This window comes from Parafrankia sp. BMG5.11 (assembly GCF_004337455.1).
Window position 1 is genome coordinate 23,489 of record NZ_SJXI01000052.1, and the last position, 16,258, is coordinate 39,746.

At 74.1% G+C, this 16,258-nt stretch carries 12 protein-coding genes; all 12 read left to right on the forward strand.

Features of this window, described 5'->3' with window-relative positions:
- Positions 1-41: 41 nt before the first annotated feature.
- The 12 genes from carA (at position 42) to E0504_RS31020 (ending at position 16,247) form a co-directional block, all read left to right on the forward strand.
- A complete protein-coding gene (gene carA / locus E0504_RS30965) occupies positions 42-1,235 on the forward strand; it encodes a glutamine-hydrolyzing carbamoyl-phosphate synthase small subunit (protein WP_083391117.1) in 1,194 nt (397 codons plus the stop codon).
- Entirely contained in the window at positions 1,235-4,645 is a 3,411-nt protein-coding gene (carB, locus tag E0504_RS30970; RefSeq protein WP_131626297.1) for a carbamoyl-phosphate synthase large subunit, read from the forward strand. Before carA ends, carB begins: the two co-directional genes overlap by 1 nt.
- Positions 4,642-5,481, forward strand: coding sequence for an orotidine-5'-phosphate decarboxylase (gene pyrF / locus E0504_RS30975; protein ID WP_112107583.1), 840 nt, complete (start codon positions 4,642-4,644; stop codon positions 5,479-5,481). The genes carB and pyrF overlap by 4 nt, the downstream gene beginning before the upstream one ends.
- 246 nt (positions 5,482-5,727) lie before the next feature.
- Entirely contained in the window at positions 5,728-6,048 is a 321-nt protein-coding gene (mihF, locus tag E0504_RS30980) for an integration host factor, actinobacterial type (RefSeq protein WP_020459322.1), read from the forward strand.
- Between the two features lie 470 nt (positions 6,049-6,518).
- Positions 6,519-7,097, forward strand: a complete 579-nt coding sequence (gmk, locus tag E0504_RS30985; protein WP_020459323.1) for a guanylate kinase — start codon at positions 6,519-6,521, stop codon at positions 7,095-7,097.
- A 183-nt stretch (positions 7,098-7,280) separates the two neighbouring features.
- A complete protein-coding gene (gene rpoZ, locus E0504_RS30990) occupies positions 7,281-7,565 on the forward strand; it encodes a DNA-directed RNA polymerase subunit omega (RefSeq protein WP_020459324.1) in 285 nt (94 codons plus the stop codon).
- Between the two features lie 91 nt (positions 7,566-7,656).
- Complete coding sequence (gene coaBC / locus E0504_RS30995; RefSeq protein ID WP_131626307.1) at positions 7,657-8,979, forward strand: bifunctional phosphopantothenoylcysteine decarboxylase/phosphopantothenate--cysteine ligase CoaBC; 1,323 nt, start codon at positions 7,657-7,659, stop codon at positions 8,977-8,979.
- 4 nt (positions 8,980-8,983) lie between these two features.
- A complete protein-coding gene (metK, locus tag E0504_RS31000; protein WP_020459326.1) occupies positions 8,984-10,180 on the forward strand; it encodes a methionine adenosyltransferase in 1,197 nt (398 codons plus the stop codon).
- A 188-nt stretch (positions 10,181-10,368) separates the two neighbouring features.
- Positions 10,369-12,933 carry a primosomal protein N' gene (locus tag E0504_RS31005; RefSeq protein ID WP_131626298.1) on the forward strand — a complete coding sequence of 855 codons (2,565 nt, stop codon included), beginning with the start codon at positions 10,369-10,371 and terminating at the stop codon, positions 12,931-12,933.
- 159 nt (positions 12,934-13,092) lie between these two features.
- A complete protein-coding gene (gene def, locus E0504_RS31010) occupies positions 13,093-13,644 on the forward strand; it encodes a peptide deformylase (protein ID WP_071064886.1) in 552 nt (183 codons plus the stop codon).
- A 183-nt stretch (positions 13,645-13,827) separates the two neighbouring features.
- Positions 13,828-14,763, forward strand: a complete 936-nt coding sequence (fmt, locus tag E0504_RS31015; protein ID WP_112104874.1) for a methionyl-tRNA formyltransferase — start codon at positions 13,828-13,830, stop codon at positions 14,761-14,763.
- Positions 14,760-16,247 (forward strand): RsmB/NOP family class I SAM-dependent RNA methyltransferase, encoded by a 1,488-nt coding sequence (locus tag E0504_RS31020; protein ID WP_112104867.1) that lies wholly within the window; start codon positions 14,760-14,762, stop codon positions 16,245-16,247. The genes fmt and E0504_RS31020 overlap by 4 nt, the downstream gene beginning before the upstream one ends.
- Positions 16,248-16,258: the final 11 nt, after the last annotated feature.

Here is a 16,258-nt window from a genome sequence, read left to right on the forward strand (position 1 = left end):
GCCGGCGGCCGGGCACGACGGATCGATGCGGGGGTGAGCCGGTGACCGGCTTGGACAGGCAGCCGGCTCCGCCGGAGCGGGAACAGGCCCGGCGCGGGCCGGGAGCGCCCCGCCGCGCGGTGCTCATGCTCGAGGACGGCCGGAGCTTCGCCGGGGACGCGTTCGGCTCGGTCGGCGAGGCGTTCGGCGAGGCGGTCTTCTCCACCGGGATGACCGGCTACCAGGAGACCCTCACCGACCCGTCGTTCCACCGTCAGGTCGTGATCATGACGGCGCCGCACATCGGCAACACCGGGGTGAACGACACCGACTACGAGTCCGACCGCATCCAGGTGGCCGGCTTCGTCGTGCGGGACCCGAGCCGGCTGGCGTCGAACTGGCGCGCCCAGCGCACCCTGGACGACGAGCTCGAGAACGCCGGCGTGGTCGGGATCAGCGGGGTCGACACCCGCGCGCTGACCCGTCACCTGCGCGAGCGCGGCGCGATGCGGTGCGGGGTCAGCAGCACCGACACCGATCTCGACTCGCTGCTCGACCGGGTGCGGGCGTCGCCGGAGATGGTCGGCGCGGACCTCGCCCCGGAGGTCAGCACGGACCAGCCCTATGTCGTCGAGGCGCGGTCGGGCCTGCCGGTCTTCACCGTCGCCGCGCTGGACCTGGGCATCAAGCGGAACACCCCGCTCTCCATGGCCGCGCTGGGCTGCGAGGTGCACGTGCTGCCGGCCCGCAGCACGGCCGCCGAGCTGCTGGCCCTCTCGCCCGACGGGGTCTTCCTCTCGAACGGCCCGGGTGACCCGGCCCGCGCGGACTACGCGGTCGAGACGCTCACCGGGGTGCTGGAGGCCGGTGTCCCGGTCTTCGGGATCTGTTTCGGCAACCAGGTCCTCGCCCGGGCGCTGGGCTTCGAGACGTACAAGCTGACCTACGGCCACCGCGGCGTGAACCAGCCGGTCGCCGACACCCGGACCGGCCGGATCGCGGTCACCAGCCACAACCACGGCTTCGCGGTGCGCGCGCCGCTGACCGGTACGACCGACACTCCCTACGGGCGGGTCGAGGTGAGCCACGTGGCGCTCAACGACGACGTGGTGGAGGGCCTGACCTGCCTGGACGTGCCGGCGTTCAGTGTCCAGTTCCATCCCGAGGCGGCGCCTGGCCCACACGACGCCCAGGGACTGTTCGACCGGTTCTGCGGCCTGATGGCGGCCGGCCGGCGGAAGCGGGGAGAAGGCTGATGCCCAGGCGCGAGGACCTGCGCTCCGTGCTGGTGATCGGCTCCGGGCCGATCGTCATCGGCCAGGCGTGCGAGTTCGACTATTCCGGGACGCAGGCGTGCCGGGTGCTGCGGGCCGAGGGCCTGCGGGTGATCCTGGTCAACAGCAACCCGGCCACGATCATGACGGACCCGGAGATCGCCGACGCGACCTACGTCGAGCCGATCACGCCGGACATCGTCACGAAGATCATCGAGCGGGAGCGGCCGGACGCCATCCTGGCCACCATGGGCGGGCAGACGGCGCTGAACACGGCGGTCGCCCTGCACGACGCCGGGGTGCTCGAGCGCTTCGGCGTCCGGCTCATCGGCGCCAACATCGACGCGATCCGCTCCGGTGAGGACCGGCAGGCATTCAAGGACATCGTCGCCTCCGTCGACGGCGAGACGGCCCGCAGCGCGATCTGCACGACCGTGGCGGAGTGCCTGGCCGCGGCCGAGGAGTTCTCCTACCCGGTCGTGGTGCGGCCGAGCTACACCCTCGGCGGTGCCGGCAGCGGGTTCGCCCACGACCCCGACGAGCTGCGCCGGATGTCCGCGGACGGGCTGGCGGCCAGCCCGACCACCGAGGTGCTCGTCGAGGAGTCGGTGCTCGGCTGGAAGGAGTTCGAGCTCGAGCTCATGCGGGACCGCGCCGACAACGTGGTCGTCGTGTGTTCGATCGAGAACATCGACCCGATGGGCGTGCACACCGGTGACTCGGTGACCGTCGCCCCGGCGATGACCCTGACCGACCGCGAGTACCAGCGCATGCGGGACATGTCGATCGCCGTCATGCGCGCCGTCGGGGTCGACGCGGGCGGCTGCAACATCCAGTTCGCGGTCGACCCGGCCACCGGACGTCTCGTCGTCATCGAGATGAACCCGCGGGTGTCCCGTTCGTCCGCGCTGGCCTCGAAGGCGACCGGCTTCCCGATCGCGAAGATCTCGGCCAAGCTGGCGCTGGGCTACACCCTCGACGAGATCCCCAACGACATCACCCGCACCACCCCGGCGGCCTTCGAGCCGACCCTCGACTACGTCGTGGTGAAGGTGCCGCGCTTCGCGTTCGAGAAGTTCCCGGGCGCCGACACGATGCTGACCACGACGATGAAGTCCGTCGGGGAGGCGATGGGGGTCGGGCGCAGCTTCGCCGAGGCCCTGCAGAAGGCGCTGCGCTCGATGGAGCAGTCGGGCCTGGCGTTCACCTTCGACCCGCCGGGCCGGTCCGCGGCGGAGCTGCTCGACGCGGCCCGCACCCCGCACGACGGGCGGCTGCACACCGTCCAGCAGGCGCTGCTGGCCGGCGCGACGCCCGCCGAGGTGACCGATGCCACCGGCATCGACCCCTGGTTCGTCGACCAGATCGTGTTCATCAACGAGATCGCCGCGTCGCTGGTCCGCAACCCGGACGGCATCCGCCGCGCCAAGCGCGCCGGGTTCTCCGACGCCCAGCTCGCGGGCCTGCTCGGCACCAAGGAGGACGTGGTCCGGTCGTTCCGGCACCGGGCGGGCATCCGTCCCGTCTACAAGACGGTCGACACCTGCGCCGCCGAGTTCGCCTCCGCGACGCCGTACCACTACTCGTCCTACGACTCCGAGACCGAGGTCGCGCCGAGCGAGAAGCCCCGGGTGATCGTGCTCGGCAGCGGGCCGAACCGGATCGGGCAGGGCATCGAGTTCGACTACGCCTGTTGCCACGCGGTGATGGCGCTCTCCGAGGTCGGCTACGAGACCGTGATGGTCAACTGCAACCCGGAGACGGTCTCCACCGACTACGACACCGCCGACCGCCTCTACGTCGAGCCGTTGACCGTCGAGGACGTCCTGGAGGTCGTGCACGCCGAGTCGCAGGCGGGGCCGCTGGCCGGGGTGATCGTGTCGCTGGGCGGCCAGACCCCGCTGGGCATCGCCGCCGCGCTCGCCGACGCCGGAGTCCCGCTCGTCGGCACGCCACCGAAGGCGATCCACCTCGCGGAGGACCGCGGCCAGTTCGGGCAGGTGCTCGCCGCCGCCGGCCTGCCCTCGCCGCCGCACGGGGTGGCCACCTCCTACGCCGAGGCGCGCACGGTCGCGGACCGGATCGGCTACCCGGTGCTGGTGCGGCCGTCCTACGTGCTCGGCGGGCGGGGCATGGAGATCGTCTACGACGACCCGATGCTGCGCGACTACATCGAGCGCGCCACGCAGATCTCGCCGGAGCACCCGGTGCTGGTGGACCGCTTCCTCGACGACGCGGTCGAGATCGACGTGGACGCGCTCTACGACGGCTCCGAGCTCTACCTCGCGGGCGTGATGGAGCACATCGAGGAGGCCGGGGTGCACTCCGGCGACTCCGCCTGCGCGCTGCCGCCGATCACCCTCGGGCGCTCGGAGCTCGACCGGATCCGCGAGTCCACCCGGCTGATCGCCGAGGGGGTGGGCGTACGCGGGCTGCTCAACGTGCAGTACGCGCTGCAGTCCGACGTGCTCTACGTGCTGGAGGCCAACCCGCGCGCGTCGCGCACGGTGCCGTTCGTCTCCAAGGCGACGGCCGTGCCGCTGGCCAAGGCCGCGGCCCGGGTGATGCTCGGCGCCACCGTGCCCGAGCTGCGGGCCGAGGGCCTGCTGCCGGAGTACGGCGACGGCGCCACCCTGCCGCTGGACTCGCATATCTCGGTCAAGGAGGCCGTGCTGCCCTTCGGCCGGTTCCGGGACGCGGGCGGCCGCGGGGTGGACACGGTGCTCGGCCCGGAGATGCGCTCCACCGGCGAGGTGATGGGCATCGACGACGGCTTCGGTACCGCGTACGCCAAGTCGCAGGCCGCGGCCTACGCGTCGCTGCCGACCTATGGACGGGTGTTCGTCTCCGTCGCCAACCGCGACAAGCGTGCGATGATCTTCCCGATCAAACGGCTGGCGGACCTCGGCTTCGTCGTCTACGCGACCGAGGGCACCGCCGACGTGCTGCGCCGCAACGGGGTCAAGGCCGTGGTTCTCGGCAAGCATCGGGCTCCCAGCGAGAACCTCATCGACTGCGTCGAAATGATCATGTCTGGCCAGATCGACCTGGTCATCAACACGCCGTGGGGTGTCGGGCCACGGCTGGACGGATACGAGATCCGCACCGCCTGTGTCAGCGCCGGGGTGCCCTGCATCACCACCATTCAGGGCGCCGCCGCGTGCGTGCAGGGTATCGAGTCGCTCGTAAGGGGCGAACTGGGGGTGCGGCCGCTGCAGGAGTACCACGCGGCCCTGCGGTCGACCTGGGGGACGACCCCCGAGGGACTGCCGGGTGCGACCTCCGGCTCGGGCTCCCGGGCGCCGGGGGCGCGGCCGGGACCCGCGCCGGGCGCCGGGTCGGGATCCGGCTCGGCCGGCGGGGCGCCCGCCTCGACCGTGGCGGACCGGTGACCTCGTCGGGCGCCCCCCGCCGGTGGACGCCACCGGCGGGTCGCGCTCCGATCGCGGTCGCGCTCGACGCTCCGGACGCCGCCACCGCACTGGGCTGGGCCCGTGAGGTGGCGCCGCACGTCGCCGTGCTGAAGATCGGTCTGGAGCTCTTCTACCGGGCCGGGCCGACGATCGTGACTGCGCTGCGTGACGAAGGGCTGCTCGCTCCGGCTCGGCCGGCGCAGCCCGCGGCGTCCGCTCGGGTGGTGAGTTCCGTCACGGGGGGTGATGTGGCGGACGGCTGGAGTGAGCCGCGCGGCTCCGCGGCGCCCGAGCTCTTCCTCGACCTGAAGCTCCACGACATCCCGGCGACCGTGGCCGGCGGGATGCGCTCGCTGGCCACGCTGGCACCTCGCTTCGTGACCGTGCATGCGGCCGGCGGCGCGGCCATGGTGCGCGCCGCGGTCGACGCCGGGCCCGATGTTCATGTAACCGCGGTCACGGTGCTGACGTCGCTGGACGCCGCCACGCTCGCCGCCGTCGGGCTGTCCGGACCGCCCTCGGACGCCGTCCGCAGGCTCGCGGTGCTCGCCGTGGAGGCCGGTGCGCGGGCACTCGTCTGCAGCCCGAAAGAGGTCTCTGTGGTCCGCGCGGAGCTTGGTGAAACTGTGACTCTGGTCACGCCTGGAGTGCGTCCAGAGGGGTCTGAGCGGGCTGACCAGGCCCGGGTCGCCACCCCGGAACGGGCACTCGCCGACGGTTCGGACCTCCTCGTGATCGGCCGTCCGATCACCTCCGCGGCCGATCGGGCCGTGGCCGCCGCCACTATCGCCACCAGGGTTACTCCACTCCGGTAGGCCCTTGACCTGCGCAAACGCCACTACGGGTGGATCTGGGCCGCTCTGGGTGCCCGAGTACCGGTACGGTGGGGCCGCTACGGACCGAATGCGTCCGGCGCGTGCGACGCAGGTCATTCATCCGGGCAAAGGCTGTGTCTTGTGGGGACAATGCGGGGTACCCCCGTGATGCAGCTCCGGCTGGACCGAGGAGCCTCTTCCTCGCTAGTTTGCGCGGCGCGATCACCGAATTGAGGAGGCGTACCCGTGACCCTGCCGCCCCTGACGCCCGAGCAGAGGGCCGCCGCCCTCGAGAAAGCCGCGCTGGCCCGTAAGCAGCGCGCCGAACTCAAGGAGCGGTTGAAGAAGGGGGAGATCAGTCTTGCCGCCGTTCTCGAGCTGGCGGACAGCGATGAGGTCGTCGGCAAGATGAAGGTTTCCGCGGTCTTGGAGTCGCTTCCCGGAGTGGGCCGTGTTCGGGCCCAGAAGATCCGGGAGCGTCTCGGTATCAGCCCGACCCGCCGTTTGCGCGGGCTCGGGGCCAAGCAGCGTGCCGCGCTCCTCGAGGAGTTCGGCACGGGCGCCTGAGTGTGGCGTGATGCATAGGCGTTCCGATTGCCGGGTCGTTGGTAACGGCCCGTAACGGGCGCCGCCGGAAGGTGTTGAGGCCGCGAGGCGTCGACACGTTCCGGTGCCGTCGGCGTTCATTGCGTCGCGGATTCGCGTCACTCGATCAATCGCCGGCGGGCCGTGAGGAGTTCTCGCCGAATGTCCTGGGACTAAAGTCCCAGGGGTTCGGTGATGGCGATCCCGATCCGTTTGGCGTGCACCGGCCGGGGCCACCCGTGTGGTCACCCGACCGGGTTCCCATTGACGGCCGCATACCATCGGGGTGAACGGGGGAACCCGTCCTTTGATGGCATCCTGATGACGATGGTCCGTTGGCTGACGGTAGGGGACGGCGGGCGCCGGGGGGCGCCGGGCCGGCCGTCGCCGGCGTGGCCCGCCCGCCCCGCCTGAACCTGCGTGACCCGGTGGAGGGGCTCTAAGGTGTCGGGATGGGACTGACCGTGTTGTCGGGGCCGTCCGGAGTGGGGAAGGGCACGGTCGTCGCCGCCGTCCGCCGGCTGCACCCCGAGGTGTGGGTGTCGGTGAGCGTGACGACGCGAGCGCCGCGGCCGGGCGAGACGGACGGCGTCGAGTACCACTTCGCCGACGCGGAGGAGTTCGCCCACATGGTCAAGGTGGGGGAGTTCGTCGAGCACGCGATGTTCGCGGGGCACGCCTACGGCACTCCTCGGGGACCGCTCGAGGAGCGGCTGGCACAGGGCGTTCCCTGCCTGCTGGAGATCGAGCTGCAGGGCGCCCGGCAGGTCCGGTCGGCAATGCCGGGCGCCCGGTTCGTCTTCCTGGCCCCGCCCACCTGGGACGAGCTCGTCCGTCGCCTGACCGGTCGGGGCACGGAGGCACCTGATGTGATCCGCCGACGCCTCGACCGGGCACGCATCGAGCTGGCGGCCGAGACGGAGTTCGACGAGGTCGTCGTGAACGACGAGGTCACGGCCGCCGCCGCGAAGCTGGTGGGGCTGATGACCGGTCGCCCGCGGGACGCGCACCGCGCTGCGGACGTCCCGTGACCGGCGGCTCGGCGCTCCACCTCCCGGGGACGCGCGATCTCCGGGGCACCCACGGCCCGGCGGCGAACGGCTCGGTGACGGGCTGTACCGGTTGCGGCTGTACTGTTGTCCGGGACAGGGCTCGGCCCAGGCCGCCCACGGCGCGCCTGGAGCCGCCCGACCGCCCCACCCCGGAAGGACACCGTGTCCGGTACTGTCGCCCAGCCCGAGGGCATCACGAACCCGCCGATCGACGAGCTGCTCGAGGCCACCGACTCGAAGTACAGCCTCGTCATCTACGCGGCGAAGCGGGCCCGCCAGATCAACGCCTACTACTCCCAGCTCGGCGAGGGCCTGCTGGAGTACGTCGGCCCGCTGGTGGAGACGACCAGCGCCCAGGAGAAGCCGCTGTCGATCGCGCTCCGCGAGATCAACTCCGGTCTGCTCACGCACGAGACGATCACCGACCCGCTGCCGCCGATCTCCTGACCCACGCGGCCTCCGCGGCTCGCGTCCGTCTCGCCGGCCCTGCCCGTCCTGCCCGCCTCGGTTGTTCCGCGTGACAGGCGGCGGGGCGGGGATGCGCGGCGGTGGTTCGGCCGGGGCGGCGCGGCGGCCGCGGGTCGTGCTCGGCGTGTCCGGCGGCATCGCCTCGTACAAGGCCGTCGAGGTGCTGCGCCAGCTGACCGAGTCCGGCCACGACGTCCGCGTCGTGCCGACGGCCGCGGCGCTGCGTTTCGTCGGCGAGGTCACCTGGGCGGCGCTGTCCGGCCAGCCGGTGGTGACCGACCTGTTCACCGACGCCGAGGACGTGGCGCACGTCCGGGTCGGGCGCGAGGCCGACCTGGTGCTGATCGTGCCCGCCACCGCGGACCTGATGGCGCGGGCCGCGGCGGGCCGGGCGGACGACCTGCTCACCGGCACGTTGCTCACAGCCACCTGCCCGGTGCTGTTCGCCCCCGCCATGCACACCGAGATGTGGCAGCACCCGGCGACCCGCGCCAACGTCGCCCTGCTCCGCGAGCGGGGCGCCCTCGTGCTGGAACCGGCCGTCGGCCGGCTGACCGGCGCCGACTCCGGGCCGGGCCGGCTGCCGGAGCCCACCGAGATCGCCTCGGTCGCCCGGGCGGTTCTCGCCCGCGGGCGTGACGGCATGCGGCTCGACCTCGCCGGCCGCCACGTGCTCGTCAGCGCCGGTGGCACCCGCGAGTACCTCGACCCGGTGCGGTTCCTCGGTAACGCCTCCAGCGGCCGGCAGGGATACGCGCTGGCCCGTGCGGCGGTGGCCCGCGGCGCGGCGGTCACCGTCGTGGCCGCCAACGTCGCCCTGCCCGACGTGGCCGGCGCGACCACGGTGCCGGTGGGCTCGGCCGAACAGCTGCGGGCGGCCGTGCACGACGCCGCCCCCCGCGCCGACGTCGTGGTCATGGCGGCGGCGGTGGCCGATTTCCGGCCCGCCACCGAGCACAAGTACAAGATCAAGAAGGAGTCCGCGGCGCCGGACGCGATCGAGCTGATCCGCAACCCGGACGTCCTGGCCGAGCTTGTCGCGAACCGCCGTCCCGGCCAGGTGTTGGTCGGGTTCGCGGCGGAGACGGGCGGACCCGACGCCGGGGTCCTCGACCTCGCCCGGGCGAAGCTCGCCCGCAAGCCGGTGGACCTGCTGGTGGTGAACCGGGTCGGGTCCGGCCTGGGGTTCGAGGTGGAGCAGAACAGCGCGGTCCTCCTTGACCGTGCGGGCGGGGCCGCGGAGATCCCCCTGACCAGTAAGGATCTTCTTGCCCACCAGGTGCTCGACCGGATCGTCGACGCGCTGCACGACCGGAAGCCGGCCGGTGCGCATACCCCTGAGCGAACCTCGGTAAACTGCGCCGGTATCAGTCCTGATCTCCCCAGGGGGTAGTCCAGTGGCGACGCGCCTTTTCACGTCCGAGTCCGTCACGGAAGGACACCCGGACAAGATCGCTGACCAGGTCAGCGACTCCATCCTCGATGCCATGCTCAAGGACGACCCGAAGAGCCGGGTCGCCGTCGAGACCATGATCACCACTGGCCAGGTGCACGTGGCCGGCGAGGTGACCACCAAGACCTACGTCGACATCGCCTCGGTGGTCCGCGAGCGGATCCTGGAGATCGGTTACGACTCCTCCAAGAAGGGCTTCGACGGCGCCTCCTGCGGCGTGAGCGTCTCGATCGGCTCGCAGTCGCCCGACATCGCCCAGGGTGTCGACACCGCCCACGAGGCGCGCGTCGAGGGCTCCACCGAGGACGACCTCGACCGTCAGGGCGCTGGCGACCAGGGCCTGATGTTCGGGTTCGCCTGCGACGAGACTCCCGAGCTCATGCCGCTGCCGATCGCCCTGGCGCACCGGCTCGCCCGGCGGCTGTCCGCCGTCCGCAAGGACGGCCAGGTCGGCTACCTGCGCCCCGACGGCAAGACGCAGGTCACCATCGAGTACGAGGACGGCAAGCCGGTCCGCCTGGACACCGTTGTGGTCTCCTCGCAGCACGCGGCCGACATCGACCTCGACACCCTGCTCGCGCCCGACGTCGCCGAGTACGTCGTGGAGCCGGAGCTCGCCCTCCTCGAGATCAGCACCGAGGGGCGCCGCCTGCTGGTGAACCCGACCGGTCGCTTCGAGATCGGTGGCCCGATGGGCGACGCCGGCCTCACCGGGCGCAAGATCATCGTGGACACCTACGGCGGGTACGCCCGGCACGGCGGCGGCGCCTTCTCGGGTAAGGACCCGTCCAAGGTCGACCGCTCGGCTGCCTACGCCATGCGCTGGGTCGCCAAGAACGTCGTGGCCGCGGGCCTGGCCAGCCGCTGTGAGGTCCAGGTCGCCTACGCGATCGGCAAGGCCCACCCGGTCGGCCTGTTCGTCGAGACCTTCGGCACGGGCAAGGTGCCGGACGCGCAGATCCAGGACGCCGTCACGCAGGTCTTCGACCTCCGCCCGGCCGCGATCGTGCGGGACCTCGACCTGCTGCGCCCGATCTACGCGCAGACGGCCGCCTACGGGCACTTCGGCCGCCCGGAGCTGGACTTCACCTGGGAGGCGACCTCCCGCGCCGACGCCCTGACGGCCGCAGTCAAGGGCTGACGCCACCTGATCCGCCCGCAGGGGCGGAGCCGACCCCCCATCGGGGACGGCTCCGCCCCTGCGCATTTTTGGGACGGTTTGTTTGCGGTGATCTGCTTTCCGACGGTCCGTGGCCGTTCGGTGATCCGGTTCGCCGGGCGGGCGCAGTGGGGGCCGATCCTGTCCGCCGCGACTGGTACGAATGCGGCATGGACGACGAGAGCGCGGTGATTCCGGGCCTCGCCGGCGCCGTGGTGGCCGCGGGCTCCCGGTCCACCGGGGGGCCGACGCCCGCGGGCGGTGTGCCCTCCGCGGCACCGGCCGGGCGCCCGGCGCGGCCCGCCGCCGGCGCGGCGAAGTCTGGCGTCGCTCCGGCGAAGCGAGGTGCCGTCGCCGCGAAGCCGGGCGGCTCCGAGAAGCCCGGCGCGGTGGTTCCGGCTGACGAGCTGCCGGTGGCCCGGGTCGTGGTCGACACCCCGCTCGTCCACCTTGACCGCCCGTTCGACTACCTCGTGCCGGCCGCCATGGCCGCCGCCGCGGTTCCCGGCTCGCGGGTGCGCGTCCGCTTCGGCGGGCGCCTGGTGGACGGGTTCGTCCTCGAGAGGTCCGAGCGGTCCGATCACACCGGGCGTCTCGCGCCGTTGGCCAGGTCGGTGTCGGCGGAGCCGGTGCTCTCCGAGCCGGTCGCCCACCTCGCCCGCGCCGTCGCCGACAGATACGCCGGGACGATGGCCGACGTGCTGCGCCTGGCCGTCCCGCCGCGCCATGCCCGCGCCGAGGCTGAGCCGGTCGTCACCGGTCCCGGCATCGGCGTGGCGCCGGCGGCTACCGCGAGCGGTGGCGCGGCCGAGCTGGGCGGCGGCCGGTCCGGTGATCCTGGCCGCGCGGGGTGGTCGATCTATCCCGACGGCCCCGACTTCCTGGCGGCGCTGTCGAGCGGGCGCTCGCCGCGGGCGGTCTGGTGGGCGCCGCCGGGGCCCTCCTGGCCGGCGATGATCGCCGTGGCGGTCGCGGCCACGGTGGCCTCCGGGCGCGGCGCGCTCGTCGTCGTTCCCGACCACCGGGACGCCGACCGGGTCGCCGCGGCGCTGACACCTCCCGAGGCCGAGACCGAGGCCGGGCCGGCGGCGGGTGGCGTCCCGGCCGTGCTGCGGGCCGATCTCGGCCCGGCGGAGCGGTACCGGCGCTTCCTGGCGGTCCGCCGCGGGCAGACGCGGGTGGTCGTGGGGACCCGCGCCGCGGTGTTCGCGCCAGTGGCCGACCTCGGCCTGCTCGTCGTCTGGGACGACGGGGACGACCTGCACTCCGAACCCCGGGCGCCCTACCCGCACACGCGCGACGTGGCGGTCCTGCGGGCCCGGGAGGAGGGCTGCGCGGTGCTGGTCGGCGGGTTCTCGCCGTCGGTGGACGCCGAGGCCCTGGCCCGGGTGGGCTGGGCCGGCCGGCTGGCGGCCGGCCGGGACGCCGTGCGGCGGCTCGCGCCCCGGGTGGAGGCGGTCGGCTCCGACTTCGAGGCGTCCATCGACCCGGCCGCGCGGGCGGCCCGGCTGCCCTCGCTCGCCGTGCGTGCCGCGCGCGCCGCGCTGGCCGGTGGCGCGCCGGTGCTGGTTCAGGTGCCGCGGCGGGGATATCACCCGTCCATCGCCTGCGCGGACTGCCGCCGCCCGGCCCGGTGCCGGAGCTGCTCCGGCCCGCTCGGCCGGTCCGCCGCCGGGGCCGCACTGGCCTGCCGCTGGTGCGGGCGCCCGGTGCCGCGACCCACCGGCCATCCGACGGCGTCTGGGCAGGAGCCCGTCCCGGGGCGAGCCGGGGCTTTCGGCGCTGGTGTGGGCTCCGGTCGTTCCGCGGTGTCCGGGGGCGGCGTGGGTGGGTGGCGGTGCACGGGCTGCGGCGGAACGCGCCTGCGCGCGTCGGTGACCGGTGACCGCCGCACCGCCGAGGAACTGGGGCGGGCGTTTCCCGGCATCCCGGTGCGGGCATCCGGGCGCGACACGGTGCTGGCCACGGTGCCGGCCGCGCCGGCGCTCGTGATCGCGACACCGGGCGCGGAGCCGGTCGCCGAGGCCGGCTACGGGGCGGTGCTGCTCCTCGACGGCTGGGCGCTGCTCGGGCGTCCCGATCTGCGAGCCGGCGAGGAGACGCTGCGCCGGTGGATGGCCGCGTCCGCGCTGGCCCGGCCGGCGCCGGCCGGTGGGCTGGTGGTCGTGGCGGCGGATCTCGGGCTCGGGCCCGTGCAGGCGCTGGTGCGCTGGGATCCCGGGCTGTTCGTCGCCCGGGAGTCGGACGAGCGCGCCGAGCTCGGCTTCCCCCCGGTGAGCCGGGTGGCGGCGGTGGAGGGCACCCCCGCGGCGCTCGACGACCTGCTGGCGGCCGCCACGCTGCCGGCCGGCGCGGAGGTCCTGGGCCCGGTGCCGGTCCCGAGACGGGAGCCGGTCCCGAGGCAGGAACCGGGCCGCGGGGCCGGCGGGGAGCCGGCTCCCGGGCCGGGCCACGCACCGGGCCGTGGGTCGGGCCGGGCGCAGGGGCGTGAGCAGGGCAGGGGGCTGGGTCGGGTGCGGGCGGGGTCCGGAGATCCGAACGAGCCGGGGCGCCGGGGGCCGCCTGAGCAGGTGAAGCCACCGGAGCCGGCGGAGGAGCCCGAGCGTCTGATCATCCGGGTGCGCCGGGAGCAGGGCGCGGACCTCGCCGCCGCGCTGCGGGCCGCCCGCGGGGTGCTCGACGCCCGCCGTGCGGGTCGGGTGCGCGTCCAGCTCGACCCGCTGACGATCGGCTGACGGCCGTCAGCCGTCAGCCGTCGGACCGGGGCGGACCGGGGCGGACCGGGGCGGGGCCGCCGGTCCAATCCGGCGCCGGTTCCCGCGCGACCCGTAGCATGAAAGCGTCCGATCTCGCCGGACCGAGGTCGGTCAGGTGACGACATTCTGGGAGTGACCGTGTCCGTCCGTGATATCCGCCTTCTCGGGGATCCGGTGCTGCGTACGGTCGCCGACCCGGTGGCGACCTTCGACCGGGAGCTGCGCCGCCTCGTTGACGATCTCGCTGAGACCATGCGCGACGCCGGCGGCGTCGGCCTCGCCGCGCCGCAGCTGGGGGTGTCGCTGCGTGTCTTCACGTATCTCGATGACTCGGACGAGGTCGGGCACCTGATCAACCCGGTCCTGGGGCCCTTCAGCGAGGAGATGATGGACGGCGAGGAGGGCTGCCTGTCGTTGCCGGGGCTGGCATTCGACCTGCGCCGTCCGGAACGTGTCCTCGCCGTCGGCCAGAACTCCCACGGTGACCCGGTCACGGTCGAGGGTAGTGGCATCCTGTCCCGATGCCTGCAACACGAGACCGATCACCTCGACGGGATCCTGTTCATCGACCGTCTCGACAAGGAGACGAAGCGGGCGGCCATGAAGGCGATCCGCGAGGCGGAGTGGTCGAACGAGCCGAAGCCCGTGGTCAAGGTATCGCCGCACCCATTGTTCGGCCGCGGGCGCTGAGTCGCCAGGGAAAGATCATCGCGTCGGCCGTCCTCGCCACGATGGCCACCGGAACGGTGATCGGCACGGCGGTAGGGTCGACGATCGGGTCCGCCGCCGGGTCGATGATCGTGATGATGGTCGGGACGATCGGATCCGCGGCCGGGGATCCGGCCCGGGATCGGCGCTGAGGGAGCTGTGGTCATGCGTCTTGTCTTCGCCGGCACGCCGGCGGTCGCGCTGCCCAGCCTGCGCGCGCTGCTCGACAGTCCCCGCCACCAGGTGGTCGCGGTGGTGACCCGTCCCGACCGGCCCGCCGGCCGGGGCCGGCACCAGCGGTCCTCGCCGGTGCGGGAGCTGGCGGACGAGCGTGGTCTCGAGGTGCTGGCCCCGGCCCGCGCCGGTGACCCCGACTTCCTCGCCCGGCTCGGTGAGATCGCCCCCGACTGCTGCCCGGTGGTCGCCTACGGCGCGCTGCTGCCCCGGCCGGCCCTGGAGATCCCGAAGTACGGCTGGGTCAACCTGCACTTCTCGCTGCTGCCGGCCTACCGGGGCGCGGCGCCCGTGCAGCGCGCCGTCCTCGCCGGGGAGGACATGACCGGCGCCAGCGTGTTCGAGATCGAGCCCGCCCTGGACTCCGGCCCGGTCTACGGGGTCCTCACCGAGCGGATCCGTCCCACGGACACGTCCGGAGATCTCCTCGACCGCCTCGCCGTCGCCGGCGCGCGGCTGCTGGAGGCCGTCATGGACGGCATCGAGGACGGCACCCTGCAGGCCCGCCCGCAGCCGTCCGACGGTGTCTCGCTGGCCCCGAAGCTCACCGTCGAGGACGTCCGCGTCGACTGGTCGGCCCCGGCCGTCGCGGTTGACCGGCTGGCGCGGGCCGCCACCCCGGCGCCGGGCGCCTGGACGACCTTCCGTGACCGGCGCGTCAAGCTCGGTCCCGTGCGGCCGGCGCCCGCGGGCCACCCGCCGCTGCCCCCCGGGCGGCTCGCGGTGCCCGAGCGCGGGCTCGTACTGGTGGGGACGGCGACCACGCCGGTGGTCCTTGACGAGGTTCGTCCCGAGGGAAAGGCGCCGATGCCGGCGGCCGACTGGATCCGCGGCCTGCGGCCCGGCACGGACGAGGCGTTCGCGTGAGCGTCTCCGCGCCCCGCCGGGGCGGCACGACAGACCCGGCGCGCCTGCTCGCCTGGGAGGTGCTGCGCGCTGTCGACGAGCGCGGCGCCTACGCCAACCTGCTGCTGCCCGCGCTGCTGTCCGGGCGCCGGCTCTCCCCGCGCGACCGCGGCTTCGCCACCGAGCTGACCTACGGATCGCTGCGGGCCCAGGGCACCCTGGACGGGGTCCTCGACACGGTGACCAGCCGGCCCGTCGCCAGCGTCGACCCGCCGGTGCGCGACGCGCTGCGGCTGGGCGCCTACCAGCTCCTGTCGACCCGGGTGCCGCCCCGCGCGGCGGTCGCGTCCACGGTCGACCTGGTCCGCGCCACCTGCGGGGAACGCCCGGTGCGGTTCGCGAACGCGGTGCTGCGCCGGGTCGCCGCGCGGATCGAGGCGGCGGCCGGTGACATCGCGGTCCTGCTCTCGGCCCCGGACATCGCCGAGGACCCGGCCGGCCACCTCGCGGTGGTCACCGCCCACCCGCGCTGGATCGTCGACGTCGTGCTCGACGCCCTGGGTGGGGACGTCGCCGGCGCGCACGCCGCGCTGGCTGCCAACGACACCCGGCCCGCGGTGCACCTGGTCGCCAGGCCCGGCCGGATCGACGCCGAGGCGCTGGTGGCGCAGGCCGCCTCGGTCGGCCTGGGGGCACGGCGCGGCGCCGGCTCGCCCTACGCCGTCCACCTGGACGGGGGAGACCCGGGGTCGCTGCCGGCCGTCGCGGCGGGCGACGCGTCGGTGCAGGACGAGGGCAGCCAGCTGGTCACCCTGGCCCTTGCCTCGGTCCCCACCATCGGCCGGGACACCGGGCTGACCGTGGACCTGTGCGCCGGGCCCGGTGGCAAGGCCGCCCTGCTGGCCGCGCTGCAGGCGGTCGGCGAGCCGGCGGAGACTGTGCGCGAGCCGGCGGCAGGGGGGCACCGCCCGCCGCCGGCGCGGCTGCTCGCGCTCGAACCGCGCGCGGCTCGCGCCGGCCTGGTCGCCGCCTCGCTCGCCGGGTTCCCGGCCGCCCTGGCGGTGCGCGCCGACGGGCGGTTCCCGCCGGTGCGTCCCGGCATGGCGGACCGGGTGCTGGTGGACGTCCCGTGCTCCGGCCTCGGCGCGCTTCGGCGCCGGCCCGAGGCCCGGTGGCGGCGCACGCCCGCGGACGTCGCCGCGCTGGTGCCGCTGCAGCGCCAGCTCCTCGTCGCCGCGCTGGATCTGGTGCGTCCGGGCGGGGCGGTGGCCTATGTCACCTGCTCGCCGCACCCGGAGGAGACGTCCGAGGTGGTCACCGCGATCGCCCAACAGCGGGGGGACGTCGCCATCCTCGACGCGCGGCGCTGCCCGCCGTTCGCCGGCCCGCCGTTCGGTGACGGTGCGCCGGGCGGCCTCGGGGACGGTCCGTTCGTCCAACTCTGGCCGCACCTGCACGGCACCGACGCGATGTTCCTGGCGCTGCTGCGCCGGGCGGACCGCTGACCGGCGAGGCT

Bases quoted from the DNA above. Each gene is read 5' to 3' on its own strand.
- carB (WP_131626297.1), top strand. From the start codon at position 1,235: ATGCCCAGGCGCGAGGACCTGCGCTCCGTGCTGGTGATCGGCTCCGGG.
- gmk (WP_020459323.1), top strand. From the start codon at position 6,519: ATGGGACTGACCGTGTTGTCGGGGCCGTCCGGAGTGGGGAAGGGCACG.
- coaBC (WP_131626307.1), top strand. From the start codon at position 7,657: ATGCGCGGCGGTGGTTCGGCCGGGGCGGCGCGGCGGCCGCGGGTCGTG.
- E0504_RS31005 (WP_131626298.1), top strand. From the start codon at position 10,369: ATGGACGACGAGAGCGCGGTGATTCCGGGCCTCGCCGGCGCCGTGGTG.
- fmt (WP_112104874.1), top strand. From the start codon at position 13,828: ATGCGTCTTGTCTTCGCCGGCACGCCGGCGGTCGCGCTGCCCAGCCTG.